The sequence below is a fragment of the Modicisalibacter sp. genome (assembly GCF_055145905.1).
This window is the reverse complement of the sequence record NZ_JBSREH010000001.1, coordinates 14,632-40,993: the sequence shown is the minus strand read 5'-3', so window position 1 is coordinate 40,993 and position 26,362 is coordinate 14,632. Positions and strand designations below refer to the sequence as shown.

The 26,362-nt window shown below is 67.1% G+C and carries 21 protein-coding genes; 13 read left to right on the top strand and 8 right to left on the bottom strand.

Features of this window, described 5'->3' with window-relative positions; genetic code table 11:
• Window positions 1–2: 2 nt before the first annotated feature.
• Complete coding sequence (argS, locus tag ACTCB7_RS00175) at window positions 3–1,688, bottom strand: arginine--tRNA ligase (protein ID WP_163650041.1); 1,686 nt, start codon at window positions 1,686–1,688, stop codon at window positions 3–5.
• Window positions 1,689–1,880: 192 nt separating this feature from the next.
• Window positions 1,881–4,193 carry a primosomal protein N' gene (locus ACTCB7_RS00170; RefSeq protein ID WP_463005141.1) on the bottom strand — a complete coding sequence of 771 codons (2,313 nt, stop codon included), beginning with the start codon at window positions 4,191–4,193 and terminating at the stop codon, window positions 1,881–1,883.
• Between the two features lie 239 nt (window positions 4,194–4,432).
• On the opposite strand from ACTCB7_RS00170, the gene rpmE reads away from it, so the two are divergent.
• Complete coding sequence (gene rpmE / locus ACTCB7_RS00165) at window positions 4,433–4,648, top strand: 50S ribosomal protein L31 (protein WP_463005140.1); 216 nt, start codon at window positions 4,433–4,435, stop codon at window positions 4,646–4,648.
• A 225-nt stretch (window positions 4,649–4,873) separates the two neighbouring features.
• On the opposite strand, the gene ACTCB7_RS00160 is transcribed toward rpmE, so the two are convergent.
• Window positions 4,874–5,503: a LysE family translocator gene (locus tag ACTCB7_RS00160; RefSeq protein ID WP_463005139.1), complete on the bottom strand. Its 630-nt coding sequence runs from the start codon at window positions 5,501–5,503 to the stop codon at window positions 4,874–4,876.
• 208 nt (window positions 5,504–5,711) lie between these two features.
• Here ACTCB7_RS00160 and ACTCB7_RS00155 point away from each other — a divergent pair, with 208 nt between their 5' ends.
• Window positions 5,712–8,018 (top strand): CehA/McbA family metallohydrolase, encoded by a 2,307-nt coding sequence (locus ACTCB7_RS00155; protein ID WP_463005138.1) that lies wholly within the window; start codon window positions 5,712–5,714, stop codon window positions 8,016–8,018.
• Between the two features lie 67 nt (window positions 8,019–8,085).
• Here ACTCB7_RS00155 and ACTCB7_RS00150 read toward each other — a convergent pair whose 3' ends face one another.
• The 3 genes from ACTCB7_RS00150 to ACTCB7_RS00140 all read right to left on the bottom strand — a co-directional run bounded on the left by ACTCB7_RS00150 (window position 8,086) and on the right by ACTCB7_RS00140 (window position 10,644).
• Window positions 8,086–9,522: a GMC oxidoreductase gene (locus ACTCB7_RS00150; RefSeq protein ID WP_463005137.1), complete on the bottom strand. Its 1,437-nt coding sequence runs from the start codon at window positions 9,520–9,522 to the stop codon at window positions 8,086–8,088.
• Entirely contained in the window at window positions 9,522–9,704 is a 183-nt protein-coding gene (locus tag ACTCB7_RS00145) for a hypothetical protein (protein WP_463005136.1), read from the bottom strand. Before ACTCB7_RS00145 ends, ACTCB7_RS00150 begins: the two co-directional genes overlap by 1 nt.
• A 61-nt stretch (window positions 9,705–9,765) precedes the next feature.
• Window positions 9,766–10,644, bottom strand: a complete 879-nt coding sequence (locus ACTCB7_RS00140) for an AEC family transporter (RefSeq protein ID WP_463005135.1) — start codon at window positions 10,642–10,644, stop codon at window positions 9,766–9,768.
• A gap of 376 nt (window positions 10,645–11,020) precedes the next feature.
• On the opposite strand from ACTCB7_RS00140, the gene ACTCB7_RS00135 reads away from it, so the two are divergent.
• The 4 genes from ACTCB7_RS00135 to ACTCB7_RS00120 all read left to right on the top strand — a co-directional run bounded on the left by ACTCB7_RS00135 (window position 11,021) and on the right by ACTCB7_RS00120 (window position 14,883).
• The gene (locus tag ACTCB7_RS00135) at window positions 11,021–11,335 is read left to right on the top strand and encodes a hypothetical protein (protein ID WP_463005134.1); all 315 of its coding nucleotides are present in this window, start codon (window positions 11,021–11,023) and stop codon (window positions 11,333–11,335) included.
• A 19-nt stretch (window positions 11,336–11,354) separates the two neighbouring features.
• The gene (locus tag ACTCB7_RS00130) at window positions 11,355–12,563 is read left to right on the top strand and encodes a M24 family metallopeptidase (protein ID WP_463005133.1); all 1,209 of its coding nucleotides are present in this window, start codon (window positions 11,355–11,357) and stop codon (window positions 12,561–12,563) included.
• 56 nt (window positions 12,564–12,619) lie between these two features.
• A complete protein-coding gene (locus ACTCB7_RS00125; RefSeq protein ID WP_463005132.1) occupies window positions 12,620–14,017 on the top strand; it encodes a purine-cytosine permease family protein in 1,398 nt (465 codons plus the stop codon).
• Window positions 14,018–14,127: 110 nt separating this feature from the next.
• Window positions 14,128–14,883 carry a creatininase gene (locus ACTCB7_RS00120; RefSeq protein ID WP_463005131.1) on the top strand — a complete coding sequence of 252 codons (756 nt, stop codon included), beginning with the start codon at window positions 14,128–14,130 and terminating at the stop codon, window positions 14,881–14,883.
• Window positions 14,884–14,933: 50 nt separating this feature from the next.
• On the opposite strand, the gene ACTCB7_RS00115 is transcribed toward ACTCB7_RS00120, so the two are convergent.
• Window positions 14,934–15,794, bottom strand: coding sequence for a LysR family transcriptional regulator (locus ACTCB7_RS00115; RefSeq protein ID WP_463005130.1), 861 nt, complete (start codon window positions 15,792–15,794; stop codon window positions 14,934–14,936).
• A gap of 173 nt (window positions 15,795–15,967) precedes the next feature.
• Between ACTCB7_RS00115 and ACTCB7_RS00110 the strand changes: the two genes are divergently transcribed.
• The 7 genes from ACTCB7_RS00110 (at window position 15,968) to purU (ending at window position 24,966) form a co-directional block, all read left to right on the top strand.
• The gene (locus tag ACTCB7_RS00110; RefSeq protein WP_463005129.1) at window positions 15,968–17,005 is read left to right on the top strand and encodes a GlxA family transcriptional regulator; all 1,038 of its coding nucleotides are present in this window, start codon (window positions 15,968–15,970) and stop codon (window positions 17,003–17,005) included.
• Window positions 17,006–17,291: 286 nt separating this feature from the next.
• Entirely contained in the window at window positions 17,292–18,596 is a 1,305-nt protein-coding gene (gene glyA, locus ACTCB7_RS00105) for a serine hydroxymethyltransferase (protein ID WP_463005128.1), read from the top strand.
• 27 nt (window positions 18,597–18,623) lie between these two features.
• Entirely contained in the window at window positions 18,624–19,874 is a 1,251-nt protein-coding gene (locus tag ACTCB7_RS00100; RefSeq protein ID WP_463005127.1) for a sarcosine oxidase subunit beta family protein, read from the top strand.
• A gap of 11 nt (window positions 19,875–19,885) precedes the next feature.
• The gene (locus tag ACTCB7_RS00095) at window positions 19,886–20,278 is read left to right on the top strand and encodes a sarcosine oxidase subunit delta (protein ID WP_224415669.1); all 393 of its coding nucleotides are present in this window, start codon (window positions 19,886–19,888) and stop codon (window positions 20,276–20,278) included.
• Entirely contained in the window at window positions 20,275–23,325 is a 3,051-nt protein-coding gene (locus ACTCB7_RS00090) for a sarcosine oxidase subunit alpha (RefSeq protein WP_463005126.1), read from the top strand. The genes ACTCB7_RS00095 and ACTCB7_RS00090 overlap by 4 nt, the downstream gene beginning before the upstream one ends.
• Window positions 23,318–23,962 carry a sarcosine oxidase subunit gamma gene (locus tag ACTCB7_RS00085; RefSeq protein ID WP_463005125.1) on the top strand — a complete coding sequence of 215 codons (645 nt, stop codon included), beginning with the start codon at window positions 23,318–23,320 and terminating at the stop codon, window positions 23,960–23,962. The genes ACTCB7_RS00090 and ACTCB7_RS00085 overlap by 8 nt, the downstream gene beginning before the upstream one ends.
• A 137-nt stretch (window positions 23,963–24,099) precedes the next feature.
• Window positions 24,100–24,966, top strand: a complete 867-nt coding sequence (gene purU, locus ACTCB7_RS00080; RefSeq protein ID WP_463005124.1) for a formyltetrahydrofolate deformylase — start codon at window positions 24,100–24,102, stop codon at window positions 24,964–24,966.
• A 65-nt stretch (window positions 24,967–25,031) separates the two neighbouring features.
• On the opposite strand, the gene ACTCB7_RS00075 is transcribed toward purU, so the two are convergent.
• The gene (locus ACTCB7_RS00075) at window positions 25,032–26,333 is read right to left on the bottom strand and encodes a TRAP transporter large permease (RefSeq protein WP_463005123.1); all 1,302 of its coding nucleotides are present in this window, start codon (window positions 26,331–26,333) and stop codon (window positions 25,032–25,034) included.
• Between the last annotated feature and the right edge of the window lie 29 nt (window positions 26,334–26,362).

The following is a 26,362-nucleotide window of genomic DNA, read 5'->3' as shown; positions in this document are numbered from 1 at the left end:
GCTTACATCTCCTCGGGTGCACTCACGCCCAGCAGGTCGAGGCCGTTGCGCAGTACCTGGCGCGTCGCCAGCCCCAGCGCCAGGCGCGCGTTGCGCAGCGGTGCATCGTTGACCATGACCTTGACGGCGTTGTAGCAGGTGTGGAAATCGGCGGCGAGATCCTGCAGGTACTGGGCGATCTGCTGCGGTTCGCGGTTGGCGGCGGCATGCTCGACTACTTCCGGGTAGCGTGCCAGCCGGTTCATCAGCGCCTTTTCCTGATCGCTCTCGAGCCTCGCCAGGCTGTCCATGGCCTCGGCGTGGTCGAAGGGCCGCCCGTCGGCCTCGGCCTTGCGCATCACGCTGCACAGGCGCGCGTGGGCGTACTGCACGTAGTAGACCGGGTTGTCGTTGGACTGCGAGCGGGCCAGGTCGATGTCGAAGGTCAGCTGCGAATCGGCACGCCGCGCGGCGAGGAAGTAGCGAGTGGCGTCGCGGCCGACCTCGTCGATCAAATCGCGCAGGGTGACGTAGCTGCCGGCGCGCTTGGAGAGCTTGACCTCTTCCCCGGAGCGGGTGACCAGCACCATCTGGTGCAGCACGTAGTCGGGCCAGCCCTGGGGGATGCCGGCTTCCAGCGCCTGCAGCCCGGCCCGCACGCGGGTCACCGTGGAGTGGTGGTCGGCGCCCTGCTCGTTGATCACGGTGGTAAAGCCGCGCTGCCACTTGTCCAGGTGATAGGCCACGTCGGGCAGGAAGTAGGTGTAGTCGCCGTCGGTCTTGCGCATCACCCGGTCCTTGTCGTCACCGAACTCGGTGGTGCGCAGCCAGGTGGCGCCGTCCCGCTCGTAGGTGTGGCCCTTGTCGGTAAGGCGCTCGGCGGTGGCCGCGACCTTGCCGTCGCGGTACAGCGAGGACTCGAGGAAGTAGACGTCGAACTCGACGCCGAAGGCCTTGAGGTCCAGGTCCTGTTCGCGACGCAGATAGGCCACCGCGAAGCGGCGGATGGCGTCGAGGTCATCCGGGTCGGCGGCGGCGGTGACGTGCTGGTCGTCGGCGTCGACAGTCTCGCCGGCCAGGTAGCTTTCGGCCACGTCGACGATGTAGCCGCCGCGATAACCGTCCTCGGGCCAGCTCGGGTCATCGGGGGTGAGCCCCCGGGCGCGGGCCTGGACCGAGAGCGCCAGGTTCTGGATCTGGGCGCCGGCGTCGTTGTAGTAGAACTCGCGGGTCACGTCGTAGCCGGTGGCCTCGAGCAGGCGGCACAGGCAGTCGCCGATCGCCGCGCCGCGACCGTGGCCCACGTGCAGGGGACCGGTGGGGTTGGCGGAGACGAACTCGACCTGCACCTTCTCGCCGGCGCCGGTCAGGCTGCGACCGAAGGTGTCGCCGGTCTCGAGTACCGCCTTCACCACCTGAGCCACGGCGTCGGTGGCGGCGAAGAAGTTGAGGAAGCCGGGGCCAGCGATTTCCACGTGGCGCACCGCCGGGCTGTCCGGCAGGGCGTCGACGAGCGCCTGGGCGATCTCGCGGGGCGGCTTGCCCGCCGGCTTGGCGAGGGTCATCGCCAGATTGCTGGCGTAGTCGCCGTGGGCCTTGTCCTTGGTGGGATCGACCTTGTAGCGGGGAGCGGTGTCGGCGGGCACGAGGCCCTGCTGCTTGAGCGCGGCCAGCGCCTCGTCGAGCAGCGCGATGATGGTCTCTTTCATGTGGCTTGCGTGCAGTGTCCTGTGGCCCGGGTCAGCGGCGCGGTCGACAGCATGGACGTGACGCGCGGCACCGGCGTGGAAAGCGTCGCTCTTGCAGGGGGAGCCCTGGAGCATGGGCGCTCATTATCGGCAATTGCGGGCCGGCTTTAAACCCACAACATTGGCTTCGGGCCGGCCTGATGCGCGCGGCGCTCAGGCCAGCGTCTGCGGATCCACGTCCAGCGACCAGCGCACCCGGCGCGCGCCGGGCTGCGCTTCGAGCCAGCGGGCCAGCCAGGCGCAGGCATCGTGCAGGGGACCGCGGCGTTCGCTGCGCAGCATTGTCTGCACATGGTAGCGGTTCTGGCGTCGCTCCATGGGCGCCGGCACCGGGCCCAGGCAGTCCACTGCCAGGGCGTGCGACGCCAGCCAGTCGCGCAGCGCCGCGGCGGCCTCGCCGGCGAGCTGCGTGGCGTCGGCCTCGCGGGGGCTCTCCAGGCGCAGCAGGGCCAGGTGGCGGTAGGGCGGCAGGCCGGCCGCGCGGCGCTCTTCCAGCAGCTGTTCGGCCAGGGCGTCGTAGCCGCTTTCGGCGAGCAGGCGCAGGTGCGGGTTCTCCGGGTGCAGGGTCTGGACCAGAACCCGGCCCGGGCGTTCGGCGCGCCCGGCGCGCCCGGCCACCTGCACCAGCAGCTGGGCGCTGTGCTCCAGGGCGCGGAAGTCGCTGGCGTAGAGCCCGGCGTCGGCGTTGACCACCACCACTAGGGTGACGTGGGGCAGGTGATGGCCCTTGGCGATCATCTGCGTGCCTACCAGCAGGGCCGGCTCGCCGCGGCGGATCTCCGCCAGGGTCTGCTCGAGGGCATCCTTGCGCCGGGTGCTGTCGCGGTCGATGCGGTGCACGGCGACCTCGGGAAACAGCGCCGCCAGAGTCTCCTCGCTGCGTTCGGTGCCGGTGCCCAGCGGGCGCAGGTCAGCGCTACCGCAGTCGGGGCAGGCATCCGGCAGCGGGCGCTGGCGCTCGCAGTGATGGCAGGTCAGCTGCGGTGGCTGGCGATGCAGGGTCAGTCGTGCGTCGCAGTGGTCGCATTCGGCCAGCCAGCCGCAGGCGTGGCAGGCCAGGGTGGGGGCGAAGCCACGGCGGTTGATGAACACCAGCACCTGGTTGCCGCCGGCGAGTGTCTGGCGGATGGCGTCAATCACCGGCGGGACCAGGCCGCCCTGGCGGCGGCGACCGCGCAGGTCGACGAGCTCCAGCCGGGCCGGCGCGTGGTGGCTGGCGCGGCGGGTCAGCTGCAGGTGACGATAGTGGCCGGCGCGGGCCTGGACCAGACTCTCGAGCGAGGGCGTGGCGCTGCCCAGCACCACCGGAATGCCCTCGCGGTGGGCGCGAATGATCGCCAGGTCGCGGGCGTGATAGCGCAGGCCGTCCTGCTGCTTGAATGAGCCGTCGTGCTCCTCGTCGACGATGATCGCCCCGGGCCGGGCCAGCGGGGTGAAGATCGCCGAGCGGGTGCCGATGACGATCGGCGCACGCCCGGCGCGGGCGGCTTCCCAGGCATCCAGGCGTTCGGCGTCGGTGAGCTGCGAGTGCAGCGCCACCACCGGCACCCGAAAGCGCCGCCGGAAGCGGGCCAGGGTCTGCGGGGTCAGGCCGATCTCGGGCACCAGCACCAGCGCCTGACGGTCGTGGGCCACCACGGCCTCGATCAGCTGCAGGTAGACCTCGGTCTTGCCGCTGCCGGTGACGCCCTGCAGCAGGCAAGGGTGGTAGCGCTCGAGTCCGTCATGGAGCGCCGCCAATGCCGCGGCCTGCTCGCGGTTCAGGGTCAGTGCCGGCTCGGCGAGCAGGCCGCCCTGGCGCGGGGCCGGCGCGGCGGTCAGCGGCTCCTCGGTGGCGGCGGCCAGCCCCTTGTCGGCCAGGCCCTGCAGCTGGGCCCGGCTGAACCCCTGGGCGCTGATCACCGAGTGCACCACGCCGCGTGGATGCTGGCGCAGCAGTTCGAGCAGCTCGGCCTGACGGCGGGCCCGGCCGAGCTGCGTGGCGGTCGTGTCGCGGCCGGCGGCGGTCAGCTGCCAGCGCTCGCGGGTGCGGGCTTCCAGCGGCCGTCCCTGGCGCAGCAGTACCGGCATGGCCTGATGCAGGGTGTCGCCCAGCGCGTGCTGGTAATAGCGGGCGGTGAAGCGGCACAACCACAGCCAGTCGGCGGGCAGCGGTTGGGTGTCCAGGCAGGCGACGATCGGCTTGAGGGTGTCGAGCGGCAGCTCGCTGTGGGCGCGACATTCCACGACGACCCCTACCACCTCGCGGCGTCCCAGCGGCACCCGTACGCGCAGCCCCGGCTGCCAGCCGCCCTCGGGGGCCGCCGCACCGGGGCGGTAGTCGAACAGGCGGCGCAACGGCGTGGGCACGGCCACGCCGAGCACGGCGACGCCGCTGCCGGGAGAAGGGCTGGACAATTGGCCTCCACTGATGTCTCTGCTATGATGCGTCGCCTTCTTGCGCCCCGTCGTCGACCGTCGACGCATCCGGGGTGGCGAGAACGATAACCGGTTATCTCAACCCGTGTGCGGTGCCCGACGGGCTGGAAACCGAGCCACGATCGTTGCTGACGATGGCGCGGCTAGGCGGAATACCTCGAAGACGCGCAGTTTACATGAAGTAAATGAGCATTCTGAGAGGGATTCCAACGACGCTTCGCCGAGTAAAGCAGATCGGGGCCGGTTTCCCGGATCGGGTGGCGGCACACCGTTTAACGAGGCTCACGATGAAACAAGGTATCCACCCGGAATACAAGACGGTTACCGCGACCTGCTCCTGCGGTGCCACTCACACCTTCGGCTCCACCTCCGGCGAGGACTTCTCCCTGGACGTCTGCTCCAACTGCCACCCGTTCTACACCGGCAAGCAGAAGCAGGCGACCACCGGTGGCCGCGTCGAGCGCTTCAACAAGCGCTTCGGTGCCGCGCTCAGCCGCAAGTAAGCGGACTTGCCGGCCCGGCCTCCGGGCAGCCAGAAACCCCCGTGCCATTCGGCCGGGGGTTTTTTCATGGGTACAGGATGCGTAGAGGGTGTTTACAAAAGTCACGAGCGACGGCCAGACAAGACGAAATCAGTCGAGAACGCGGAGTTTGCGAGCGGGTAAATGAGCATTTCGAGACTGATTTCAACGCAGTATGGGCTAGCGCAGTAATTTTTAAGCACCCTCTCAGTGGGTGCCGGCCAGCGAACCGCCGGCCACCACGAACAGCCCGCCGGTGAGGCGGTTGAAGCGGCGCACCCGGCGGCGGGTACCCAGCCAGCGGCCCAGGCGCTCGCCGAGGGAGGAGTAGAGCGTCATCAGGCCACCGTCGATGACCAGCCAGGTCAGTGCGAGGATCGCGAACTGCGGCGCCTGGGGCGCGCCGAGATCGATGAAACCCGGAAACAGGGCGGCAAAGAACAGCAGATCCTTGGGGTTGCTGATACCCACCGTGAAGCCGCGCCGGAACAGCTGCCAGGCGCTGACCGGTGTGGCGTCTTCCGCCTCGTGCGCCGCCAGGGTCTGGGGCTCCGGGGGTGCGCGCCAGGCCTGCACGCCCAGGTAGATCAGGTAGGCTGCGCCCAGGTACTTGAGCAGCGTGAAGGCGGTTTCCGAAGTGGCCAGCACTGCCCCCAGCCCCATCGCCGAGAGCGACATCATCACCAGCGCCGCGACGATGCCGCCGGCAATGGTGAACAGGGCCCGGCGTCGGCCGTGACGCAGCCCCTGACTGGTGCAGAGCAGGGCCACCGGCCCGGGAAAGGCGATCAGCGCGGTGATCACGCCCACATAGGTCAACCAGAGCATCGGGTCCATCGCGGCGCTTCCTTGTCCTTGTCGTGACGGCTTGGCGTACTGCCCCGGGGTGTTCCGGGGCCGTTACTCGAGGCTACCCGTTTGGCGCGGGAAGCGCACGTGGGGCGGGAGACTCGTCGTCGCGGGGTAATTTGAACGTTCGATCAAAATACAGCATGATAAATGGCGACGATTTCCATAAAAAACCAATATGCAAGGGAGTCCTGCCATGAACGGACGCTTTTCGATGCTTTCCCGCCCGGTGTGGGTCGGGCTGGCCCTGGGCCTGCTTGCCGCGAGTGCCCAGGCGCAGGTCAGCGTGACCCGCGGCGCCACGCCGATTCCCGACGGCGAGGCGACTGCCGCCGAGGACATCACCGTGGCCAACGATCATCTGGCCTTCTCGATCGCCGTGGCCTCCCAGCCGCCCTGGGGCGTGCCGCGCGGCACCCTGGTCGACCTGGCGGCGGTCAAGGGCGGCAAGATCGACCTCGATCGCATCGCCTTCGCCGACTTCATCCCCAACAACTGGTCGGCGTGGCCCAACGACGGCAAGACGATCAGGGTCGTCGAGCGCTCCCCCGAGCGGGCGGTGATCGAGATCGCCCGCAACTTCGGCGAGGCGATGGTCACCACCACTTACACCCTGGAAGCGGGCAGCGACCGGGTGCATCTCGAGACGACCCTCGACAACCGTGGCGACACGCCACTGGAAAAGCTGCGTTCGGGCTTCACCCTGTGGCCGGATACCGGCTATCGCTTCGGCGTGCCGGGCCTCGGCGATGCCAAGGAAACCCCGGCCGACGACGCCCTGACCGACCGCTTCGTGGGGTATGACCGTGACTGGGCGATCGCCCTGCACGCGCCCTATTTCGACCGCATCAACTACGGCGGGCGCGATCTGTATCTCGAGCACGGCCTGGCGCCGGGCGAGTCGCGGACCTTCGAGGGCGGGCTGCAGGTGGTGCCCGAGGGCGACCTGGCACCGGTGGTGGCCAGCGAGATCGCCCGCAAGGGGCACGACAGCGGTCATGTCGCGGGCACCCTCGAGGGGCGTGACGGCGAGGTGCCGGCCAGCGGCCTGGTGATGGTCGAGAAGGCCGGCAGCCCCTATGCCTGGACGCTCGCCGACGACACGGGGCATTTCGCCATCGACCTGCCGGTCGGCGACTACGCGCTCTATGCGACGGGCGAAGGCTATGCCAACAGCGACAGGGTCGAGGTCTCGCTGGCCAAGGGGGCGCAGCGCTCGCTGACCTTCGACGCCCTGGCCGGGCCGGGCACGCTGTCGCTCGACGTGGCGGAAACGGGCAGCGGCACGCCGCGCGATGCGCGCATCACGATCGAGGAGGGCCATCAGCCGCCGGTGGAGTTCCTCGGCAAGCAGACCTTCTTCACCCGGCTCGACCCGGTCGGCCATGCCGAGCTGTCGCTGGCCCCCGGCGACTATCGGCTGGCGGTCAACGCCGGTGCGGGCTTCACCGCTCGCTCGCAGACTCTGGCCGTGAGCCTCGACGCCGGCCAGACGCTCGAGCGGAACGTCGGGATCGAGCGCCTGGCCGAGCCCAACCAGCGCCACTGGTACGGCGCCGACCTGCACCATCACGCCAACATGCTCGAGGGGGTGACGCCGCCCGAGATGGTGGTGCGCGCGCAGCTGGCCACCGACCTCGACCTGACCTTCGTCAGCGACCACGACTCGACCGCCAACCTCGACACCATGGCGACGCTGTCGAAGCAGCGTGGAGTGCCGTTCATTCCGTCGATCGAGATCTCGCCGTCGTGGGGGCATATGAACCCCTTCCCGATCGCGCTCGACAGCCGGCTCGAGGTCGACCCCGGCACCGCCGACGTCCAGACGATCATCGCCGATGCACGGCGCATGGGCGCCGAGGTGGTGCCCACCAACCATCCCTACAACGGCTACGGCTACCTGGGCAACCTGGCCGAGGACAAGGTGCCCGGCGGCTTCACGCCGGCCTTCGATCTGGTCGAGCTCAACGCCGAGGTCGACAACGCCAGGACGCTCGAGAGCGTCCACCAGCTGTGGGACCAGGGGCTGCAAATGTACCTGACCGCCGGCACCGACACCCATGACGTCTGGAACCAGCTGACCGGGCGCATGCGGATGATGGCGCACGTGCCGGGCGAGCTGAGCGTCGACGGCTTCGCGCGGGCGCTGAAGGACGGCCATGCCTACGCCACTCAGGGGCCGCTGCTGTTCCCCGTCGAGCGGCTGTTCGGCGACACCCTGCGCCTGGCCGGCGATGCCGAGGGCCACTGGTCGGTCAAGGTACAGGCGGTCGACGGTCTGGCCGAGGCGCGGCTGATCGGCCGGGGCGGCAAGGTGCTCGAGACCCGCCAGCTCGACGGTCACAAGGCGACCCTGGACTTCACCATCCCCGGCGATGCCGACGGCTGGGTGGCGCTGGAGGTCGACGACGCCGACGGCGACACTGCCTGGAGCGATCCGCTGTGGATCCGCCGTCCGGTGAAGGCCGACTACGTGCTGGACGAGACCGAAAGCGAGAGCTGAGATAAGCGTCCGTTTCCCGAGCCACGGGCCACGCCATCGCGTGGCCCTTTGTCGTTGGGGGGCGGGGTCAGCCCAGCCGGGCGTCGAGATGATCGGCCAGGCGTACCGCCAGCTGCACCAGGGTCAGGGTGGGGTTGGCGTGGCCGCTCGACGGGAAGACGCTGGAGCCGCCGATGTAGAGGTTGTCCTGACTGAACACCCGGCAGTCGCGGTCGACGATGCCCTGCTCGGGGGTGTCGGCCATGCGCGTGCCGCCCATGTGGTGACGCCCGGCCAGTTCGCCGTCCTCGGGGAACTGCAGGGTGTCGTCGGCCAGCCACGGTTCGAGCTGGACACGGCCGATGTCGCGGCGACGCAGGTAGTCGTTCAGGGTCAGCACGCATTCGCGCACGGTGTGATGGTCCAGGGCGGTCTTGCGCCAGACCAGGCTCGAGCGCGGCATGCCCAGGGCGTCGCGGTCATCGTCGTCGAGCTCGACCCGGCTCTCGGGATGCGGTTGTTGCTCCCAGGCGGCGCGCAGCACCACGCCGCAGCGCGAGCCGGGTGGCTGCCGGCGCATTCGCTCGCCGAGGCGGGGCGCGATGAGGGCCAGATGGGTGGCCAGCGCCTCGCCGTCCTCGGGGCTCATGCGGTGCAGGCGCAGGCCGCAGTTGAGAACGCCCCGGGTGGCGAGCATCGCCGGGGTGGGGGCCAGGAACACGCTCTGGCTGGCGTCGAGCCCCAGGGCCGCCGGCGCGAAGACGAGGGCCCGGCCCAGGGTGGCGTGCGGGTGATCCATCCAGTAGCGACCCAGCGTCGCGGCTTGCCGGATCACCCGGCCGCCGCTTTGCCGATTGCACCACAGCAGCAGCCGCGAGTTCTCGATGCCGCCGCAGGCGAGCACGACGTATCGCGCCCGGAGGCGATACGTGCCGCCCGTGTAGTTCCTGACCACAGCACCGGTGATGCGGCCGTCGCGGGTCTCCAGGCCGAACAGGTTGGTGTTCCGGCTGTAGTGCAGGTGCGGTGAGCGGGCGACCTCGTCGGCGTACTTGTCCTTGAGCCGGGTGGCGGGGCCGATCGAGAAGTGCACGCGCTTGAGCGCCAGTCCCGGGATGCGCGTGTCCGGCGGAATCGGCGAGACCTCGAGGATCTCGGCGGCCGCCGGGTAGGCCGGGGCCAGGTCGTCATGGCCGATCGGCCAGGCGGTGCGCGGGTCCGCCGGCTTGGCGGTGAAGTCGTAGGCATCCAGGGGCCGGCACATGCCGCCCCAGTGGTTGGTCGAGCCGCCGAAGAAGCGCAGTCGCGCGGCATCCAGCGGAATGTAGGGATCGCCGACGCTCTCGCCGCGATAGAGCGCCTGGGAGCGCTCGGTGAACACCTGATCGCCGCCCTCGCACAGCAGCACGTGCCGCCCGCGCCGGGCCAGCCGGGTGGCCAGGGTCAGCCCCGCCGCGCCGCTGCCGATGATGCAGACATCCGCCAGCGGATCCCGGGCGGCGTAGCTCGCCAGGTCGATGTGCATCAGCGATCCCCGGGGGCGAGCAGCCAGCCGTCAAGCCGCACCGGCATGGCATTGGTCGTCGCGGATCGCCCCGGCGGGCCGAACACGGGAAGCAGGCCGAGGGCGAGCAGGGCGGCCAGCAGACGACGGCGAGTCAACCTCGGGGCGGACGTCTCGTCGAACGGGGCAGGGGAAAGCGACATGGCGGCACACTCCACGACAGCGCGCCGGTGGTGCCTGGATGCCACGCCGCCGAGCCGGCCGTCACATCATCACCGCCAGCAGCACCGGCAGATAGACAAACGACAACAGTGTTGAGCATAGCACCAGGCCGGCGACGAACTCGGGTTCACGGCGGGCACGCTGGGCGAACAGGTAGTTGAACACCGCCACCGGCATGCTCATCTGCAGCACCAGCACGCTCTGGGCCAGGGGCGGCAGGCCCAGCAGGTGGCCGACGGCATAGGCCAGCAGCGCCGCCGCCGGGATGCGCAGCAGGCTGAAGTGGACGCCGGCGGCCAGGTTGCGAACACGGATCCGCCCCAGCGAGACGCCGAGGGTGATCAGCATCAGCGGCACGCTGAAGCCGGAGATCAGCTCCACGGTGTTGGCCAGCCAGGCCGGCAGGGTGGTGCCGGTGAGCAGCATTGCCGTGGCGATCAGGATGGCGTAGACCACCGGCGTGCGGGCCAGCGAGCGCAGCGGGCGGCCGCTGCGGCTCGACAGCAGAGTACCGAAGGTGAACTGGACCAGCGAGACCGAGACCATCACCGTGATGGCGTAGGCGAAGCCGGCATGGCCGAAGGCATAAAGGGTGACCGGCAGACCCATGTTGCCGGTGTTGGGAAACATCGTCGGCAGGATCACGGTGCGCCACGGTTTGCCCAGCATCCGGGCGATCGCCAGGCTGGCCAGCCCCATGGCGGCGATGACCAGCAGCGTGCCGAGCAGGGTGCGACCGAAGCTGCCGGGGTCGATGTCGGCGCCGTTGAGCGAGGCCAGGATCAGCGTCGGCGTGCCGATGTTGAAGACCAGCCGGGTGACGAACTCGACCGGGTAGTCGTGGCCCAGCCGTACCCAGCCGAAGCCCAGGCTGGCGCCGAAGAAGACGGGGGCCATCACCGCGAAGAGTTCGCCGAGCATGCGTGATCCTTTTCTTCCTGTGTCGTGACGAGGCGGGCGCGGGCGGCTGGCGCAGCCCGCGAGAGAAGCCATTGTCGGCAACCGGGTGCCCCGGCCGCAACTTGCATTCCTCGGCACGATGGCGGGCGCTGTGCCCCCTGTCTCTCACGCCATTCCGACGCTTGCCGGCCCGGTCCTCTTTCGAGCCTGGGTCGGCGCCTCCCGCCTGTCCTCATGAACGCGTCGTTTCCACCACGATTTCAGCCGCTTGCGGGCCACCCCGGATGGGCCGCAAGCGGCCCATTTGCGAACGCAAATGAGCATATTTGGACTAGTCATTTGCCGGCTTTGCCCGGGCTGCCGATAGTCGTAATACACGCATGGCGAGGCGGCCGAGATGAAAGTCTGGAAACTCATGTTCAGGGCGAAAGCCACCCCGCAGGCGGACCTGATACCGGCAGGTCTGCGCAAGGACATGGCCCTGATCGGCAAGCTCACTCGCTGTTATGTCGTCGACGTCTTCGGGACCCGGTTTCTGGGATTCGAGTTCGAGACGGACAGCGAGGATTTCAACCATATCTGTCGCCTGATCAAGATTCTCGAGGCGCGTTACACGATGCGTGTCTTCGAGTTTTCGGAAAAGTCCTCTTCACCGCAAGACGATGACCTGCTGGTGAAGATCGACAGCCGACCCACCCTGAAAGTCGCTTGAAAGACCCAAGGAGAACAAGATGCAACTCCCTTCGCTGATTTCCATCCCCAATGGTGACAAGGTCGTTCCCACCTTTTCCGACGAGGAGATGCAGGGGCGCCTGAGCCGTCTGCGGGATTACATGGCCCAGCAGTCCGTCGATGCGGTGGTACTGACCTCCTATCACAACATCAACTACTTCAGTGACTTCGTCTATTGCAAGTTCGGTCGTGATTACGGCCTGGTGGTGACTCAGGACACCTTCACCACCGTCACCGCCAACATCGATGGCGGCCAGCCCTATCGCCGCAATCGCCTGGGCGACAACATCGTCTACACCGACTGGCAGAAGGACAACTTCTTTAAGGCCGTCAAACAACTGTGCGAAGGCCGCCGGCGAATCGGTGTCGAATTCGACCACCTGACCCTGCAGAACAAGCAGAAGCTGCTGGATGCGTTGGGCGATGTCGAACTGGTCGATATCGGCGTGCCGACGATGAAGATGCGCATGATCAAGTCCGCCGAGGAGATCGCGCTGATTCGCCAGGGCGCGCGTATCGCCGATGTGGGGGGCGTGGCCGTGCGTGATGCCATCGCCGCCGGGGTTCCTGAGTATGAAGTTTCCCTGGCCGGGCAGGCCGCCATGGTGCGCGAGATCGCCAGGACCTACCCGAACAGCGAGCTGATGGACACCTGGGTGTGGTTCCAGTCCGGGATCAATACCGACGGGGCTCACAACCCGGTCACCAGCCGCCGTGTCCAGCCCGGCGACATCCTGAGTCTCAATACCTTCCCGATGATCTCCGGCTACTACACGGCGCTGGAGCGCACCCTGTTCTGCGAGCATGCCTCCGACGAGCACCTGCGGCTCTGGCAGGCCAACTGCGAGGTCCATCGCCGCGGTCAGGAGCTGATCAAGCCCGGCGTGCGCTGCTGCGACATCGCCCACGAGCTCAACGAGATCTTCGCCCGACATGGCCTGCTCAAGTATCGCACCTTCGGCTACGGCCACTCCTTCGGTACGCTGAGCCACTACTACGGCCGCGAGGCGGGCCTCGAGCTGCGCGAGGATATCGAGACCGTGCTCGAGCCCAACATGGTAGTGTCCATGGAGCCGATGATCATGATCCCGGAAGGCCAGCCCGGTGCCGGCGGCTACCGCGAGCACGACATCCTGGTGGTCAACGAGCACGGGGCCGAGAATATCACCGGATTCCCGTACGGTCCGGAGCACAATATCATCAAGTGAACGATTAAAAGGGGAGCCGGGCTCCCCTTTTTTCCAATGGTGTTGGAGTGAAAGCCATGAGTGATAACAAGAAATATAGTGAATATGGGTTGGAAAAAATAAGTACCGATAAAAGAACCTATGGATTCGTGGATACCGTCTGGACATGGTTCGGTTCAGGGATCAATACCGGTTCCTGGTTTTTTGGCGGGATGGCCGCCGCGCTGGGCATGAGCTTCGTGCTTCAGTACAGCCTGCTCTGGCTGCCGCTGATGATGATCCCCTGGGCGGCAATCGGTTATATCGGGTATCGCTACGGGGCCACTACCGTGGCGGTCTCCAGGCCGTGTCTGGGGGCAAAAGGCGGCAGGATGACCGGCCTGGCCCAGTTCATGGTGCTGATCGGCTGGCCCAGCGTTAACAGCTATATTGCTGCCATTTCGCTGACATTCGTGTTTTCACACGCCTGGGGGTGGCCCGCCTATGGCGAGCCGGGTGATACCTGGCCGCTGGTGATCGGCATCCTGCTGACCGCGGTCGTGCAGGGCGTCATCACCCTGGTGGGGCATGAGGCCATCCGCTATCTCGAGCGGATCTCGGGCATCCTGCTTCTCATCCTGGGGAGTTGGGAAACCTATATCGTGTTCACGCAGTGGGATCTCGGCGACGTCATGGCATTCTCCATCGACGACCCCGGTCATACGTGGGCCTTCTATATCGACCTGGCCTTCGGTTTCAGCTGGACCTGGGCGCAGATCGCCGACTTCTCGCGCTTCTCGAAGACGTCGAAGGGCGCGACCGTGGGCACTTGGCTGGGGATCAACATCGGCCAGGGCTGGTTCATGGTGATCGGTGCCCTGGGGGTGATCGGGGTAGCCCTGCAGACGGGCAACTTCGACCCCAACAACTCGGATCCCAGCTCGACCATGGCCGCCCTGGGCCTGGGCCTGGTCTCCTTCCTGGTGCTCATCTTCGCCACCATCAGTACGAATGTGACCGTTCTCTACGGTGCCGGCATGGGGGTCGTGGGCAGCCTTAACGTCAGGAACCCCAAGAAGGCCCTGCTGTTCGTGGCTCTGGTTCAGCTGGCGCTCTGCTTTGCGCCCATCTTCTACTCGTCCTTCCTGGGGTACTTCGAGGCCTTCCTGAATGTCATCGGTGGACTGTTCATTCCCCTGTGGACGGTGATCCTGGTCGACTACCTTCTGATCCGCAGGGGGCGACTCAACGAACAGGATCTGTTCAGGGAGCAGGGTGGCGTCTACAGCTACGGCAATGGATGGAACATGGTCGGCGTGACCAGCCTGGCACTGGGGCTGTGCGTGTACTTTGGCCTGTCCTACGGCTTCCCCGGGATTGCGGCGGTCACGACGGCCAGTCTGCCGACCATCCTGGTCTCCGGTGTGGCATATTACCTGCTGGGAAATTCACGGGTGAATCCGGTGGAAAGTCGGGCGGCGCTGTCGAAGGTCTGAGGAATCCGTGGCCGTGGTGCTTGTCTCCATGGGGCCAGTGAACACGCGGCCCCATGGAGGGAAGCATGACCTGATCGTTCAATGCATGGGGTATGCCGGAGGCGAAAACAATGAAGTGCAAGGTCGAGAACCTGGATTGGGTTTCCTACGAAAGACTGGTGTCGAACGGTGACAGGAAAATCATCATCCCCGTGGGGGCCATCGAGCAGCATGGCCCCCACATGTCGCTCAACCCGGACGTGCTGATACCTGACTACATTGCCTGCCGGGTCGCCGAGAGCGCGCAGAACATGCTGGTGTCGCCGCCGATCGCCTATGGGTACAAGTCCCAGGTGAAATCGGGTGGCGGCAACTTCTTCCCGGGAACCACCTGTGTCAGCAGCCAGTCGCTCGAGAATTACGTTCATGACGTCATCCTGGCCTTCGTCGAGCACGGGAATCGGGAGTTCCTGTTGATCAACGGGCATTTCGAGAACTCCATGTGCCTGGTCGAGGCCGCCGATAGAGCCGTCCGGCAGGCCAGGCTCGCGGGAATCGACATCAAGGTGATCCTGCTTTCCTACTGGGACTTCATCAGCGAGGAAACGATCGGCAAGGTCTTTCCCGACGGGTTTTCGGGATGGGCCGTGGAGCATGGCGGGGTGCTGGAAACCTCGATCATGCTCAAGATTCATCCGGAGCTCGTGGACATGTCCCGGGCCCTGGATATCCCGCCGGCGGAATTTCCGCCCTACGATGTCTTCCCGCCCGATCCCAGCTGGGTGCCGGAGTCGGGGACCCTGTCGTCACCGCTCAAGGCCTCCGCCGAGAAGGGGGAGTGGATCCTGGAGGAATGCATCAGCCGGATAGCCGCCACCTTCAGCTGACACGGCGGGCCTTTCCGGACGCCCGACGGCGTGGAAAGGCCCTGCCAGGGCTACATGTTGCCAAGGCCGGAGCGCAGGAAGTCGAGGACATGGCGGCTCGCCACACTCATTTCCCGTTCCTTGTAGTAGAGCCCGATGCATACCTGGCCCAGGTCGGGGAGGCAGTTGCTTCTGGCCTGTTTCAGGTGGTCGGGGATGACCGAGCTGGCCATGGCCGAAATCCCCAGCCCCTCCTCGATGGCCGAGAAGATGCCGAGAAGGCTGGTGCTGGTGTAGGTGAACCGATACGGGGCCTGCTGGCGCTGTAGCCCTTCTTCCATGATGGCGCGATAGATGCACCCCTGGGGATAGGCGATCAGGGGTAGCGGCCCTTCATGCGGGTCGAGAAGCTGGCGCTCCTTGTAGACCCATTCGAGCTTGTCCACCCGGTAGTCTCGAGAATCCCGGTCCTCGTCCTCCCGTACCCGCTCCATGGCCAGGGCAATATCATAGTAGCCCTTCTGGTATCGCTGCAGGATGACCTTGCTGATCTCGCAGTCCACTTCGATGACGATATTGGGATAGACCCTCGAGAGGTTCCTCAGCGCCTTGGGCAGAAAGGCCAGTTCGAAGTCGTTGGGTATGCCCAGACGGACCTTCCCCGAGATGCTTTCCCCTCTGACCTTGGCGATGACCTGGTCATTGATTTCCAGGATTTGTCGGGCCGCCCGATACAGATACTCCCCGTCCTCGGTCAGCTCGAGGCTGGAGCCACGCAGGAATATCCGGGTGTCGAGGAGTTCCTCCAGCTTCTTGATCTGAAGGCTGATGGCGGGCTGGGAGCGGCCCAGCAACTCGCCGGCGCTGGTGAACCCGCCCAGGTCCTTTATCGTGACAAAGGTCCTTAGCAGGTCGGTGGGTATGTTTGTCATCTTTCGACCACGCGAATACTGAGTGTCATTGTTGGAAGTCGCCTTCCGCACGGCATGTCGTTCGGTGCTGTCCTGTCGTGTGCTTCCGTGCCACGCGGCCGGATGGCAGGATAGGGCGATCGGTCGGCCCGCCTCGGGCCGCGGGACACCGCACCATGCTGCCAGGAGCGACGATGAGCCTCTCTTCCCGGGATGAACCCCTGTCGGTTGGCTTCGTCCTGCTGCACCGCTTCACGCTGATGCCCTTCGCCGCCTTCGTCGACTGCCTGCGCCTGGCCGCCGACGAGGGCGACCGCTCGCGCCAGCTGCGCTGCCACTGGACCTTCATGACCAGCACCGGCGGGCCGGCCGTGTCCAGCTGCGGTGCGGCCGTCTCGCCCTGCGAGACGTTCCGCGACCCGGCCGAGTTCGACTATATCGTGGTCATCGGCGGCGTGCAGGACGAGAAGGCCCGCACGGATACCACGGCACTGGCCTATCTGCGCCGGGCGGCGGCGGCCCGGGTTCCGCTGGTGGGGGTGTGCACCGGGGTCTTCGCCCTGATTCAGGCCGGCCTGATGACCGGGCAGCGCTGCTGCGTCAGCTGGTATCACCACCGTGACATGATCCAGCGCTTTCCCGCCATCGAGCCGGTGGCCGATCGGCTGTTCGTCGACGACGGCGACCGCATCACCTGTGCCGGGGGGGCGGCGTCGGCGGATCTGGCGGCCTACCTGATCGAGCGCCACCTGGGCAAGGCGTGGGCCATGAAGAGCCTGCACATCATGCTGCTCGAGGAGGCGCGGGCCGGCGCTCAGCCTCAGCCCCAGCCGGTGGTCTTCGGCAAGGTCGAGGACCGCCTGGTGCGTCGCGCTCTCGCGGTGCTCGAACAGCATTTGGGGGAGGCCATGTCGATGGATGTGCTGGCCGAGCGGGTGGGCACCTCGCGGCGCAACCTGGAGCGCCGCTTCCGCGAGACGCTGGGTGTCGGCCCGCAGAAGTTCGCCCGCGACCTGCGCCTGCGCTACGGCCTCTGGCTGCTGCACTACACCGGCAAGAGCATCACCGAGATCGGCGAGCGCTGCGGCTTCGCCGATACCGCGCATTTTTCCCGCCACTTTCGTAGTACGTTCGGCGCGACCCCGTCGGAAATGCGCAAGCGTGCCAGCGAGACCGGCCGCGATCGAGTCGATCCCTTCTTCCTGCACGTCGAGGGCCGCCCGGCGCTCTAAGGCGTATCGCCTCTTCATCACGGCTCATGCGGCCCATAGCGCATCGGCGCCGGCCCGGCGTCGGCGGTCGGTCGCCATCATGCGCCGATGCCGAAGCGGTCTGGATATTCAGCAAGCCTGTCGCATTTATTCAATCCTCGCGGGGCCGGCTCCCCTTTAATCGAGGCATGGACCGGCCAAGCCGGGCAGCGGTTATCCGAGCATAAGGATTTCAAATTTTTACCGCCTGCCGCTTGCCGATAGATTCAAGAGACCGTCTGACCACCACAACAATGAGGAGTCCGTCATGAACCAGGTGGGTCTTGCCGCTTTCGATTCCCAGATCGCCGCCGCCATCGCCGATGAAGTGGCGCGCCAGGAAGCGCACATCGAGCTGATCGCTTCCGAAAACTACGCCAGCCGGGCCGTGATGGAAGCCCAGGGCACGCAGCTGACCAACAAGTATGCCGAAGGCTATCCGGGCCGGCGCTACTACGGCGGCTGCGAGCATGTCGATGTGGTCGAGCAGCTGGCCATCGACCGCGCCTGCGACCTGTTCGGCGCCGATTACGCCAACGTGCAGCCGCACTCCGGCGCCCAGGCCAACGCGGCGGCCTTCATGGCGCTGGTCAAGCCGGGCGACACCGTGCTGGGCATGAGCCTGGCCCATGGCGGCCACCTGACTCACGGCGCCGCGCCGAACTTCTCCGGCAAGCACTACCACGCCGTGCAGTACGGCCTGAACCCGGAGACCGGCGAGATCGACTACGACGAGGTCGAGCGCCTGGCACGCAGCCACAAGCCGAAGCTGATCATCGCCGGCTTCTCGGCCTACGCGCGGGTGGTGGACTGGCGGCGCTTCCGCAGCATCGCCGACGAGGTGGGGGCCTACCTGCTGGTCGACATGGCCCACGTCGCCGGCCTGGTCGCCGCCGGCCTCTATCCGAGCCCGCTGCCCCATGCCCATGTGGTGACCACCACCACCCACAAGACGCTGCGCGGCCCGCGCGGCGGCCTGATCCTGTCCGCCAACGCCGACGAGGCGCTGGTCAAGAAGCTCAACGCGGCGGTGTTCCCCGGCCAGCAGGGCGGACCGCTGATGCACGTGATCGCCGCCAAGGCGGTGGCCTTCAAGGAGGCGATGAGCCAGGCGTTCGTCCAGTACCAGCAGCGCGTGCTCGACAACGCCCGCGCCATGGCCGCGGTGTTCCTCGAGCGCGGCTACGACGTGGTCTCGGGCGGCACCGACGACCACCTGTTCCTGGTGTCGCTGATCAAGCAGGGCGTCACCGGCAAGGACGCCGACGCCGCGCTGGGCCGCGCCCACATCACCGTCAACAAGAATGCCGTGCCCAACGACCCGGAAAGTCCGTTCGTGACCTCGGGGCTGCGCATCGGCACGCCGGCGGTGACCAGCCGCGGCTTCGACGAGTCGGAGTGCGCCGAGCTGGCCGACTGGATCTGCGACATCCTCGACGTGCTGGCCGAGCGCGGCAACACCCAGGCCGTGGAAGCCGAAGTGCGCGACAAGGTTGCCGCCGTGTGCGCGCGGCATCCGGTCTACGACGCCCCGGTCGCCGCGGCGCCGCGCGAGACCGAGTCGGCTCTCTAACCGCCTTCACCAGCAGGAGTAGAATCCATGCAACGCTATTCGGGTTTCGGGCTGGTCAAGCACGCGCTCAGCCACCACGAGAACTGGCAGCGCCAGTGGCGCAACCCCACGCCCAAGAAGGAATACGACGTGATCATCGTCGGCGGCGGCGGGCACGGCCTGGCGACCGCCTACTACCTGGCCAAGGAGCACGGCATCACCAATGTCGCGGTGATCGAGAAGGGCTGGCTGGGCGGCGGCAACACCGCGCGCAACACCACCATCGTGCGTTCCAACTACCTGTGGGACGAGTCCGCGGCGCTCTACGAGCACGCCATGAAGCTGTGGGAAGGGCTCTCCCAGGACATCAACTACAACGTGATGTTCTCGCAGCGCGGCGTGCTCAACCTCGGCCACACCCTGCAGGACATGCGCGACATCCAGCGCCGGGTCAACGCCAACCGCCTGAACGGCATCGACAGCGAGGTACTGGATGCCAGGGGCGTGCAGGAGCTGGTGCCGATCATGGACTGCTCGAAGAACGCCCGCTATCCGGTCATGGGCGCCTCCTGGCAGCCGCGTGCCGGGGTGGCGCGTCACGATGCCGTGGCCTGGGGCTATGCCCGGGGTGCCGACAGCCTGGGGGTCGACCTGCTGCAGAACACCGAGGTCACCGGCTTCAAGATCCTCGACGGCCGGGTGGTCGGCGTGCATACCAACCGCGGCGATATCGGCGCCAAGACCGTGGGCTGCGTCACCGCCGGCAACTCCGGGGTGATGGCCAAGATGGCCGGCTTCCAGCTGCCGCTGGAATCGCACCCGCTGCAGGCGCTGGTCTCCGAGCCGCTCAAGCCGGTTCTCGACACCGTGGTGATGTCCAACCACGTCCATGGCTACATCAGCCAGTCCGACAAGGGCGACCTGGTGATCGGCGCCGGCATCGACGGCTACAACGGCTACGGCCAGCGCGGCAGCTACCCGACCGTCGAGCACACCCTGCAGGCGATCGTCGAGATGTTCCCGATGTTCTCGCGGGTGCGCATGAACCGCCAGTGGGGCGGCATCGTCGACACCTGCCCGGATGCCTGTCCGATCCTCTCGCGGACGCCGGTCAAGGGCCTCTACTTCAACTGCGGCTGGGGCACCGGCGGCTTCAAGGCCACGCCGGGTTCCGGGCACGTGTTCGCCTGGTCGCTGGCCAAGGGCCAGATGCACAAGCTGGCCGCGCCGTTTTCCATCGACCGGTTCCGTACCGGTGCACTGATCGACGAGCATGGCGCCGCGGGCGTAGCGCACTAAGGGAGATCACCATGTTTCATATCTACTGCCCCTACTGCGAGGAGCACCGCGAGGAAGAGGAGTTCCATGCCAAGGGCCAGGCGCACATCGCCCGCCCCGCGGACCCGGACGCCTGCTCGGACGCCGAGTGGGGCGACTACCTGTTCTTCCGCGACAACCCGCGCGGCATCCACCACGAGCTGTGGGTGCATGCGGTGGGCTGCCGCAAGTTCTTCAACATCACCCGTCACACGGTGACCTACGCCATCCTCGAGACCTACAAGATGGGCGAGCAGCCGACGATCACCGCCGAGAGCCTGGCGCGTGGGGAGAAAGCCGGCAACGTGCAGGCCGCCAGCGGTGGCCAGCAGACCGTGGGCGCCAGTGACGCCGCCGTGGCCTCAGTCAAGGGAGCGCAGGCATGAGCCAGTCATCATCACAGCCCAATCGTCTGGCGCAGGGCGGTCGGGTCGACCGTACGCGCAAGCTGACCTTCACCTTCAATGGCAAGCGCTATACCGGCCATCCCGGTGACACCCTGGCCTCGGCGCTGCTCGCCAACGGCGTCGACGTGGTCAACCGCAGCTTCAAGTACTCGCGGCCGCGCGGCATCGTCGCCGCCGGCGCCGAGGAGCCCAACGCCGTGGTCCAGCTGGGATCCAGCGAAGCGGCGCAGGTGCCCAACGTGCGTGCTACCCAGCAGGCCCTCTACGATGGCCTGGAAGCGCGCAGCACCAACGGCTGGCCCAACGTTCAGCGCGACCTGATGGGCTCGGTCGGCAAGCTGGGCGGGTCCTTCATGCCGCCGGGCTTCTACTACAAGACGTTCATGGCGCCGGCGTCGATGTGGATGACCTACGAGAAATACATCCGCAAGTCGGCCGGGCTGGGGCGCAGCCCCGTCGAGTCCGATCCGGACATCTATGATCACATGAATCAGCACTGCGACGTGCTGGTGATCGGTGCCGGCCCGGCCGGGCTGTCGGCGGCGCTGGCCGCGGCCTACAGCGGCGCGCGGGTGATCCTCTGCGACGAGCAGGAGGCGATGGGTGGTTCGCTGCTCGATAGCCGCGAGACCCTCGACGGCGACACGGCCACCCGCTGGGTGGATGCCGCGATCGACGAGCTGGCCTCGCTGGACAACGTCACATTGCTGGCCCGCACCACCGCCAACGGCTATCACGACCACAACTTCGTGACGCTGCACGAGCGGCGCACCGAGCATCTCGCCGACGTCGCGCCGCGTGTCGACGGTCGCCGCCAGTCGCGCTCGCGCCTGCACCGGGTGCGTGCCGCCCAGGTGGTGCTGGCCACCGGCGCCCACGAGCGGCCGCTGGTCTACGGCAACAACGACGTGCCGGGCAATCTGCTGGCCGGTGCGGTATCCACCTATATCCGCCGCTACGGCGTGGCCCCGGGCCAGAAGCTGGTGCTCTCCACCAGCAACGACCACGGCTATCGTGCCGCGCTCGACTGGCAGGAAGCCGGCCGCGAGGTGGTGGCGATCGCCGATGCCCGCGACAACCCCGACGGCGAGCTGGTCGAACAGGCCCGGGCCGCCGGCATCCGCATCATCACCGGCAGCGCGGTGATCGAGGCCAAGGGCGACAAGCGCGTCAGCGGCGCCCGCGTGGCACAGATCGACATCGACGGCTTCCGCGTCGCCGGCAAGGCCGAGGAGCTGGCCTGCGACACCATCGCCAGCTCCGGTGGCTACAGCCCGGTGATCCACCTGTCCTCGCACACCGGCACGCGGCCCGTGTGGCGCGACGACATCCTCGGCTTCGTGCCCGGCGACGTGACGGGCATGACGCCGGCGGGCGGGGCCCATGGCGTCTACGCGCTGGACGCGGTACTCGAGGACGGCGTCGCTGCCGGCAACCGTGCCGCCGAAGCGGGTGGCTTCCCGGCGGCGTCGGTCAACCTGCCCCGGGCGAGTGCCCATCGCGAGTCGCCGGCCGTGGCGCTCTACCAGGTGCCCCACGAGAAGCCCACGCTGCGCGCGCCCAAGCAGTTCGTCGACCTGCAGAACGACGTCACCGCGGCGGGCATCGATGTCGCCACCCGCGAGGGTTTCGAGTCGATCGAGCACGTCAAGCGCTACACCGCCATGGGCTTCGGTACCGATCAGGGCAAGCTGGGCAACATCAACGGCATGGCGATCGCCGCGCGCTGTCTCGGCCAGACCATCCCCGAGACCGGCACCACGGTGTTCCGTCCCAACTACACGCCGGTGACCTTCGGGGCCATCGTCGGCCGCCACTGCCGCGAGCTGTTCGATCCCGAGCGCTATACCGCCTTGCACGAGTGGCACGTCGAGCACGGCGCCGAGTTCGAGGACGTCGGCCAGTGGAAGCGCCCCTGGTACTTCCCGCGCACGGTCAACGGCAAGAAGGAGAGCATGCACGAGGCGGTGGCCCGCGAGTGTCTGGCGGTGCGTCAGGGCGTGGGCATCCTCGATGCCTCGACGCTGGGCAAGATCGACATCCAGGGGCCGGACGCCCGCGAGTTCCTGGGTCGGGTCTACACCAACAAGTGGGCCAAGCTGGCCCCGGGCCGCGTCCGCTACGGCCTGATGTGCAAGGACGACGGCATGCTGATGGACGATGGCACCACCAGCTGCCTGGGCGACAACCACTTCCTGATGACCACCACCACCGGCGGCGCCGCGGGCGTGCTGGAGTGGCTGGAGATCTGGCATCAGACCGAGTGGCCGGAACTCGAGGTCTACTTCAATTCGGTGACCGACCACTGGGCGACCATGACCGTCACCGGTCCCGAGGCGCGCAAGCTGCTGGCCGAGATCACCGACATCGATCTCGACAAGGAAGCCTTCAAATTCATGGACTGGAAGGAAGGCAACGTGGCCGGTGTGCCGGCGCGGGTCTTCCGCATCTCGTTCACCGGCGAGCTGGCCTACGAGATCAACGTCCAGGCCAACTACGCCATGCACGTCTGGAAGACGCTGTTCGCGCACGGCGAGAAATACGACCTGACACCCTACGGCACCGAGACCATGCACGTGCTGCGTGCCGAGAAGGGACTGATCATCGTCGGTCAGGACACCGACGGCTCGGTGACCCCCGAAGACCTGAACATGTACTGGGCGATCGGCTACGACAAGCCGTTCCCGTGGATCGGCAAGCGGGCGCTGAGTCGCCCCGACACGCGGCGTGTCGATCGCAAGCAGCTGGTCGGCCTGCGTCCGCACGATCCCAAGGTGGTGCTGGAAGAGGGCGCGCAGATCGTCTTCGATCCCGAGCAGTCGATCCCCATGACCATGGTCGGCCACGTCACCTCCAGCTACTACAGCCCGATACTCGACAGCGGCTTTGCGCTGGCGGTGGTCAAGGGAGGCCACCATCGCATGGGCGAGACCGTCTATCTGCCGATGGTCGACGGCAAGGTCCATGCCGCCGAGATTGTCAGCACCGTGTTCTATGATCCCAAGGGAGAGCGCCAGCATGTCTGATGTGCGTATGTTCGACAGCCGCCCGGCCACTGCCGTCGACGCCGAGTCGCCGCTGGCCGTCAGCAACCTGGCCGAGCGCGCCCGGCGCTCGGCCGCCGACCCCGGGGTGACACTGCGCGAGCGGGCCTTCCTCGGCCATCTGATCCTGCGCGGCGGGGCCATCGTCCTCGACGAGGCGGTGCGCGAGGTGCTGGGTGTCAGCCTGCCGGCACGCCCCGGCGCGCTGGTCCACGATGCCGACGGCGAACGTTCGATCCAGTGGCTGTCGCCGGACGAGTGGCTGGTCATCGTCCCCGAGGGTGAGGCGTACTCCCTGGAGAAGCGTCTGCGTGATGCCCTGGGCGATGCCCACTTCGCCATCGTCGACGTCAGCGGCGGGCAGACGCTCGTCGAGCTCTCCGGGCCGCGGGCCCGCGAGGTGCTGATGAAGTCCACGCCGTATGACGTCCATCCTCGGCATTTCCCGGCCGGCAAGGGCGTGACCACGATCTTCGGCAAGGCCACCGCCATCCTGCGGCGGCCGGACGAGGACCGCTGGGAACTGGTCCTGCGTCGCAGCTTCGCCGACTACTGCTACCGCTGGCTGGTGGATGCCGGCGAGGAGTACGGCCTGGCGGTCGAGGCATCCGGTCGCTGACGCACCAGCCCGCCAGGCAGCACCTCGAGAGGGCGCCACGGCGCCCTCTTGTTCTTTCGTCGGGTTGCCGGCAACGGCGGCCGGCACTGGCGTACCGTCGCACGACGGACCATCAACAATCACAAGCAGGAGGCGTCATGAGCCGCACCCCCGATACCTGGATCCTTGCCGCCCAGTGCCCCAGCCGGCTGGGCACCGTGGATGTGGTCACGCGCTTTCTCAAGGAACAGCGCTGCTATATCACCGAGCTGCAATCCTTCGACGAGCGTCTGGGCGAGCGTTTCTTCATTCGCGCCGAATTCCGCCCCGAGCATGACGGCTTCGATGCCGACGCCTTCGAGGCGGCCTTCGCGACGCGGGCCGCCGAATTCGACATGACGTTCGAGCTCACCGCGCCCGGCACCCGGCCGCGCACGGTGATTCTGGTTTCCAAGGCCGACCACTGCCTCAACGACCTGCTTTACCGCTATCGCATCGGGCAGCTGCCGATCGACATCCGCGCGGTGGTCTCCAACCATCCCGATCTCGAACCGCTCGCCGCCTGGCACGATCTGCCGTATCACCACTTCCCGATCACCGCCGACACCAAGCCGCAGCAGGAGGCGCAGATCCGCGCGGTGATCGAGGAGACCGGCGCCGAACTGGTGATCCTGGCCCGCTACATGCAGGTGCTCTCGCCCGAGATGTGCGAGCTGCTCAGCGGCCGGGCGATCAACATTCACCACTCGCTGCTGCCCGGCTTCAAGGGGGCGAGGCCCTACCACCAGGCCTACGAGAAGGGCGTCAAGCTGGTCGGCGCCACCGCCCACTACATCAACAACGACCTCGACGAGGGGCCGATCATCACCCAGGACGTCGCGTCGGTCGATCACACCCACTATCCGGAAGACCTGGTCGCCAAGGGTCGCGACATCGAGTGCCTGACGCTGGCGCGGGCGATCGACTATCACATCGAGCGACGGGTATTCCTGCACCAGGGGCGCACGGTGGTGTTTGCGCGCTGAGTCGTCGAGCAAGACTGAGCGTCGCCGGTTCCCCCGGCTGATGCCCGCCGGGGGCCGGGAACGGTTCAGTTCATCGCCTGGGGCAGGTAGAGCGCGATCCCCGGGAAGAGTCGCATCAGCGCGATAGCGACGATCATCAGCAGGAAGAAGGGGATCGTGGCCCGGGTGATGGTGAGGATGTCCTTGCCGGTCATGCCCTGGATGACGAACAGGTTGAAGCCCACCGGCGGGGTGATCTGCGACATCTCGACGACGATCACCAGGTAGATGCCGAACCAGATCAGGTCGAAGCCGGCGGCCTCGATCAGCGGCATGATGATCGAGGTCACCAGCAGGATCAGCGAGATGCCGTCGAGGAAGCAGCCCAGCACCAGCAGGAACAGGGTCAGGATCACCAGCAGCGCGGTGGGCGAGAGCCCCAGGGTGGCGATGGCGTTGGCCAGGTTCATCGGCAGTTGGGTGAAGCTCATCGCCGAGGAAAGGAAGGACGCACCGGCGATGATGAAGGCGATCATGCAGGCGGTGCGGATCGCCGCGAACAGTGAATCGAGGAAGATCGCCCTGTCGAAGTGGCCGTTGGCGCGGGCGATCAGCATCGACAGCACCACGCCGGCGGAGGCCGCCTCGGTGGGCGAGGCGAAGCCGCCGTAGATGCTGCCGAGGATGCCGCCGATCAGGATCAGCAGCGGTATCAGCTGGAGGCTGCCGCGCAGCTTCTCGCCGAAGGTGGTGGCGGCCTCGCGCCGGCCGGCGCGGCCCTGACGCTCGCCGACCAGCAGCGACCAGCCAACCAGATAGGTCATGAACAGGCCGAGCAGCAGCAACCCCGGGCCGATGCCGGCGATGAACAGCCGCGAGATCGACTGCTCGGTGACCACGCCGTAGACAATCATCATGATCGACGGCGGGATCAAAAGGCCCAGCGTCGAGGCGCTGGCCAGAGTGCCGATCGCTAGGTTGGGGTCGTAGCCGCGGCGCTCGAGTTCCGGCAGGGTCATCTTGCCGACGGTGGCGCAGGTCGCCGCCGAGGAGCCGCACACCGCGGCGAACAGGCCGCTGCCGATGATGTTGGAATGCAGCAGGCGGCCGGGAATGCGGTTCAGCCAGGGGGCCAAGGCCCGGAACATGTTGTCGGCAAGCCCCGAGCGGAAGAGGATTTCGCCCATCCACACGAACATCGGCAGGGCGGTGAGATCCCAGCCGTAGCTGGCGCCCCAGAAGTCGGAGGCCAGGATCGGCCCCGGGTCGAAGCTGGAAAAGAACGACAGCGCGATCCAGCCGGTGCCCAGCAGGGCGAAGGCGATCCACACGCCACCTCCCAGCAGCAGGGCCAGGGCGGCGATCGTGGCAAGGCTGAGGGTCAGCACGGAAGCGGTCTCCTCGTTGTGGGTTGGCG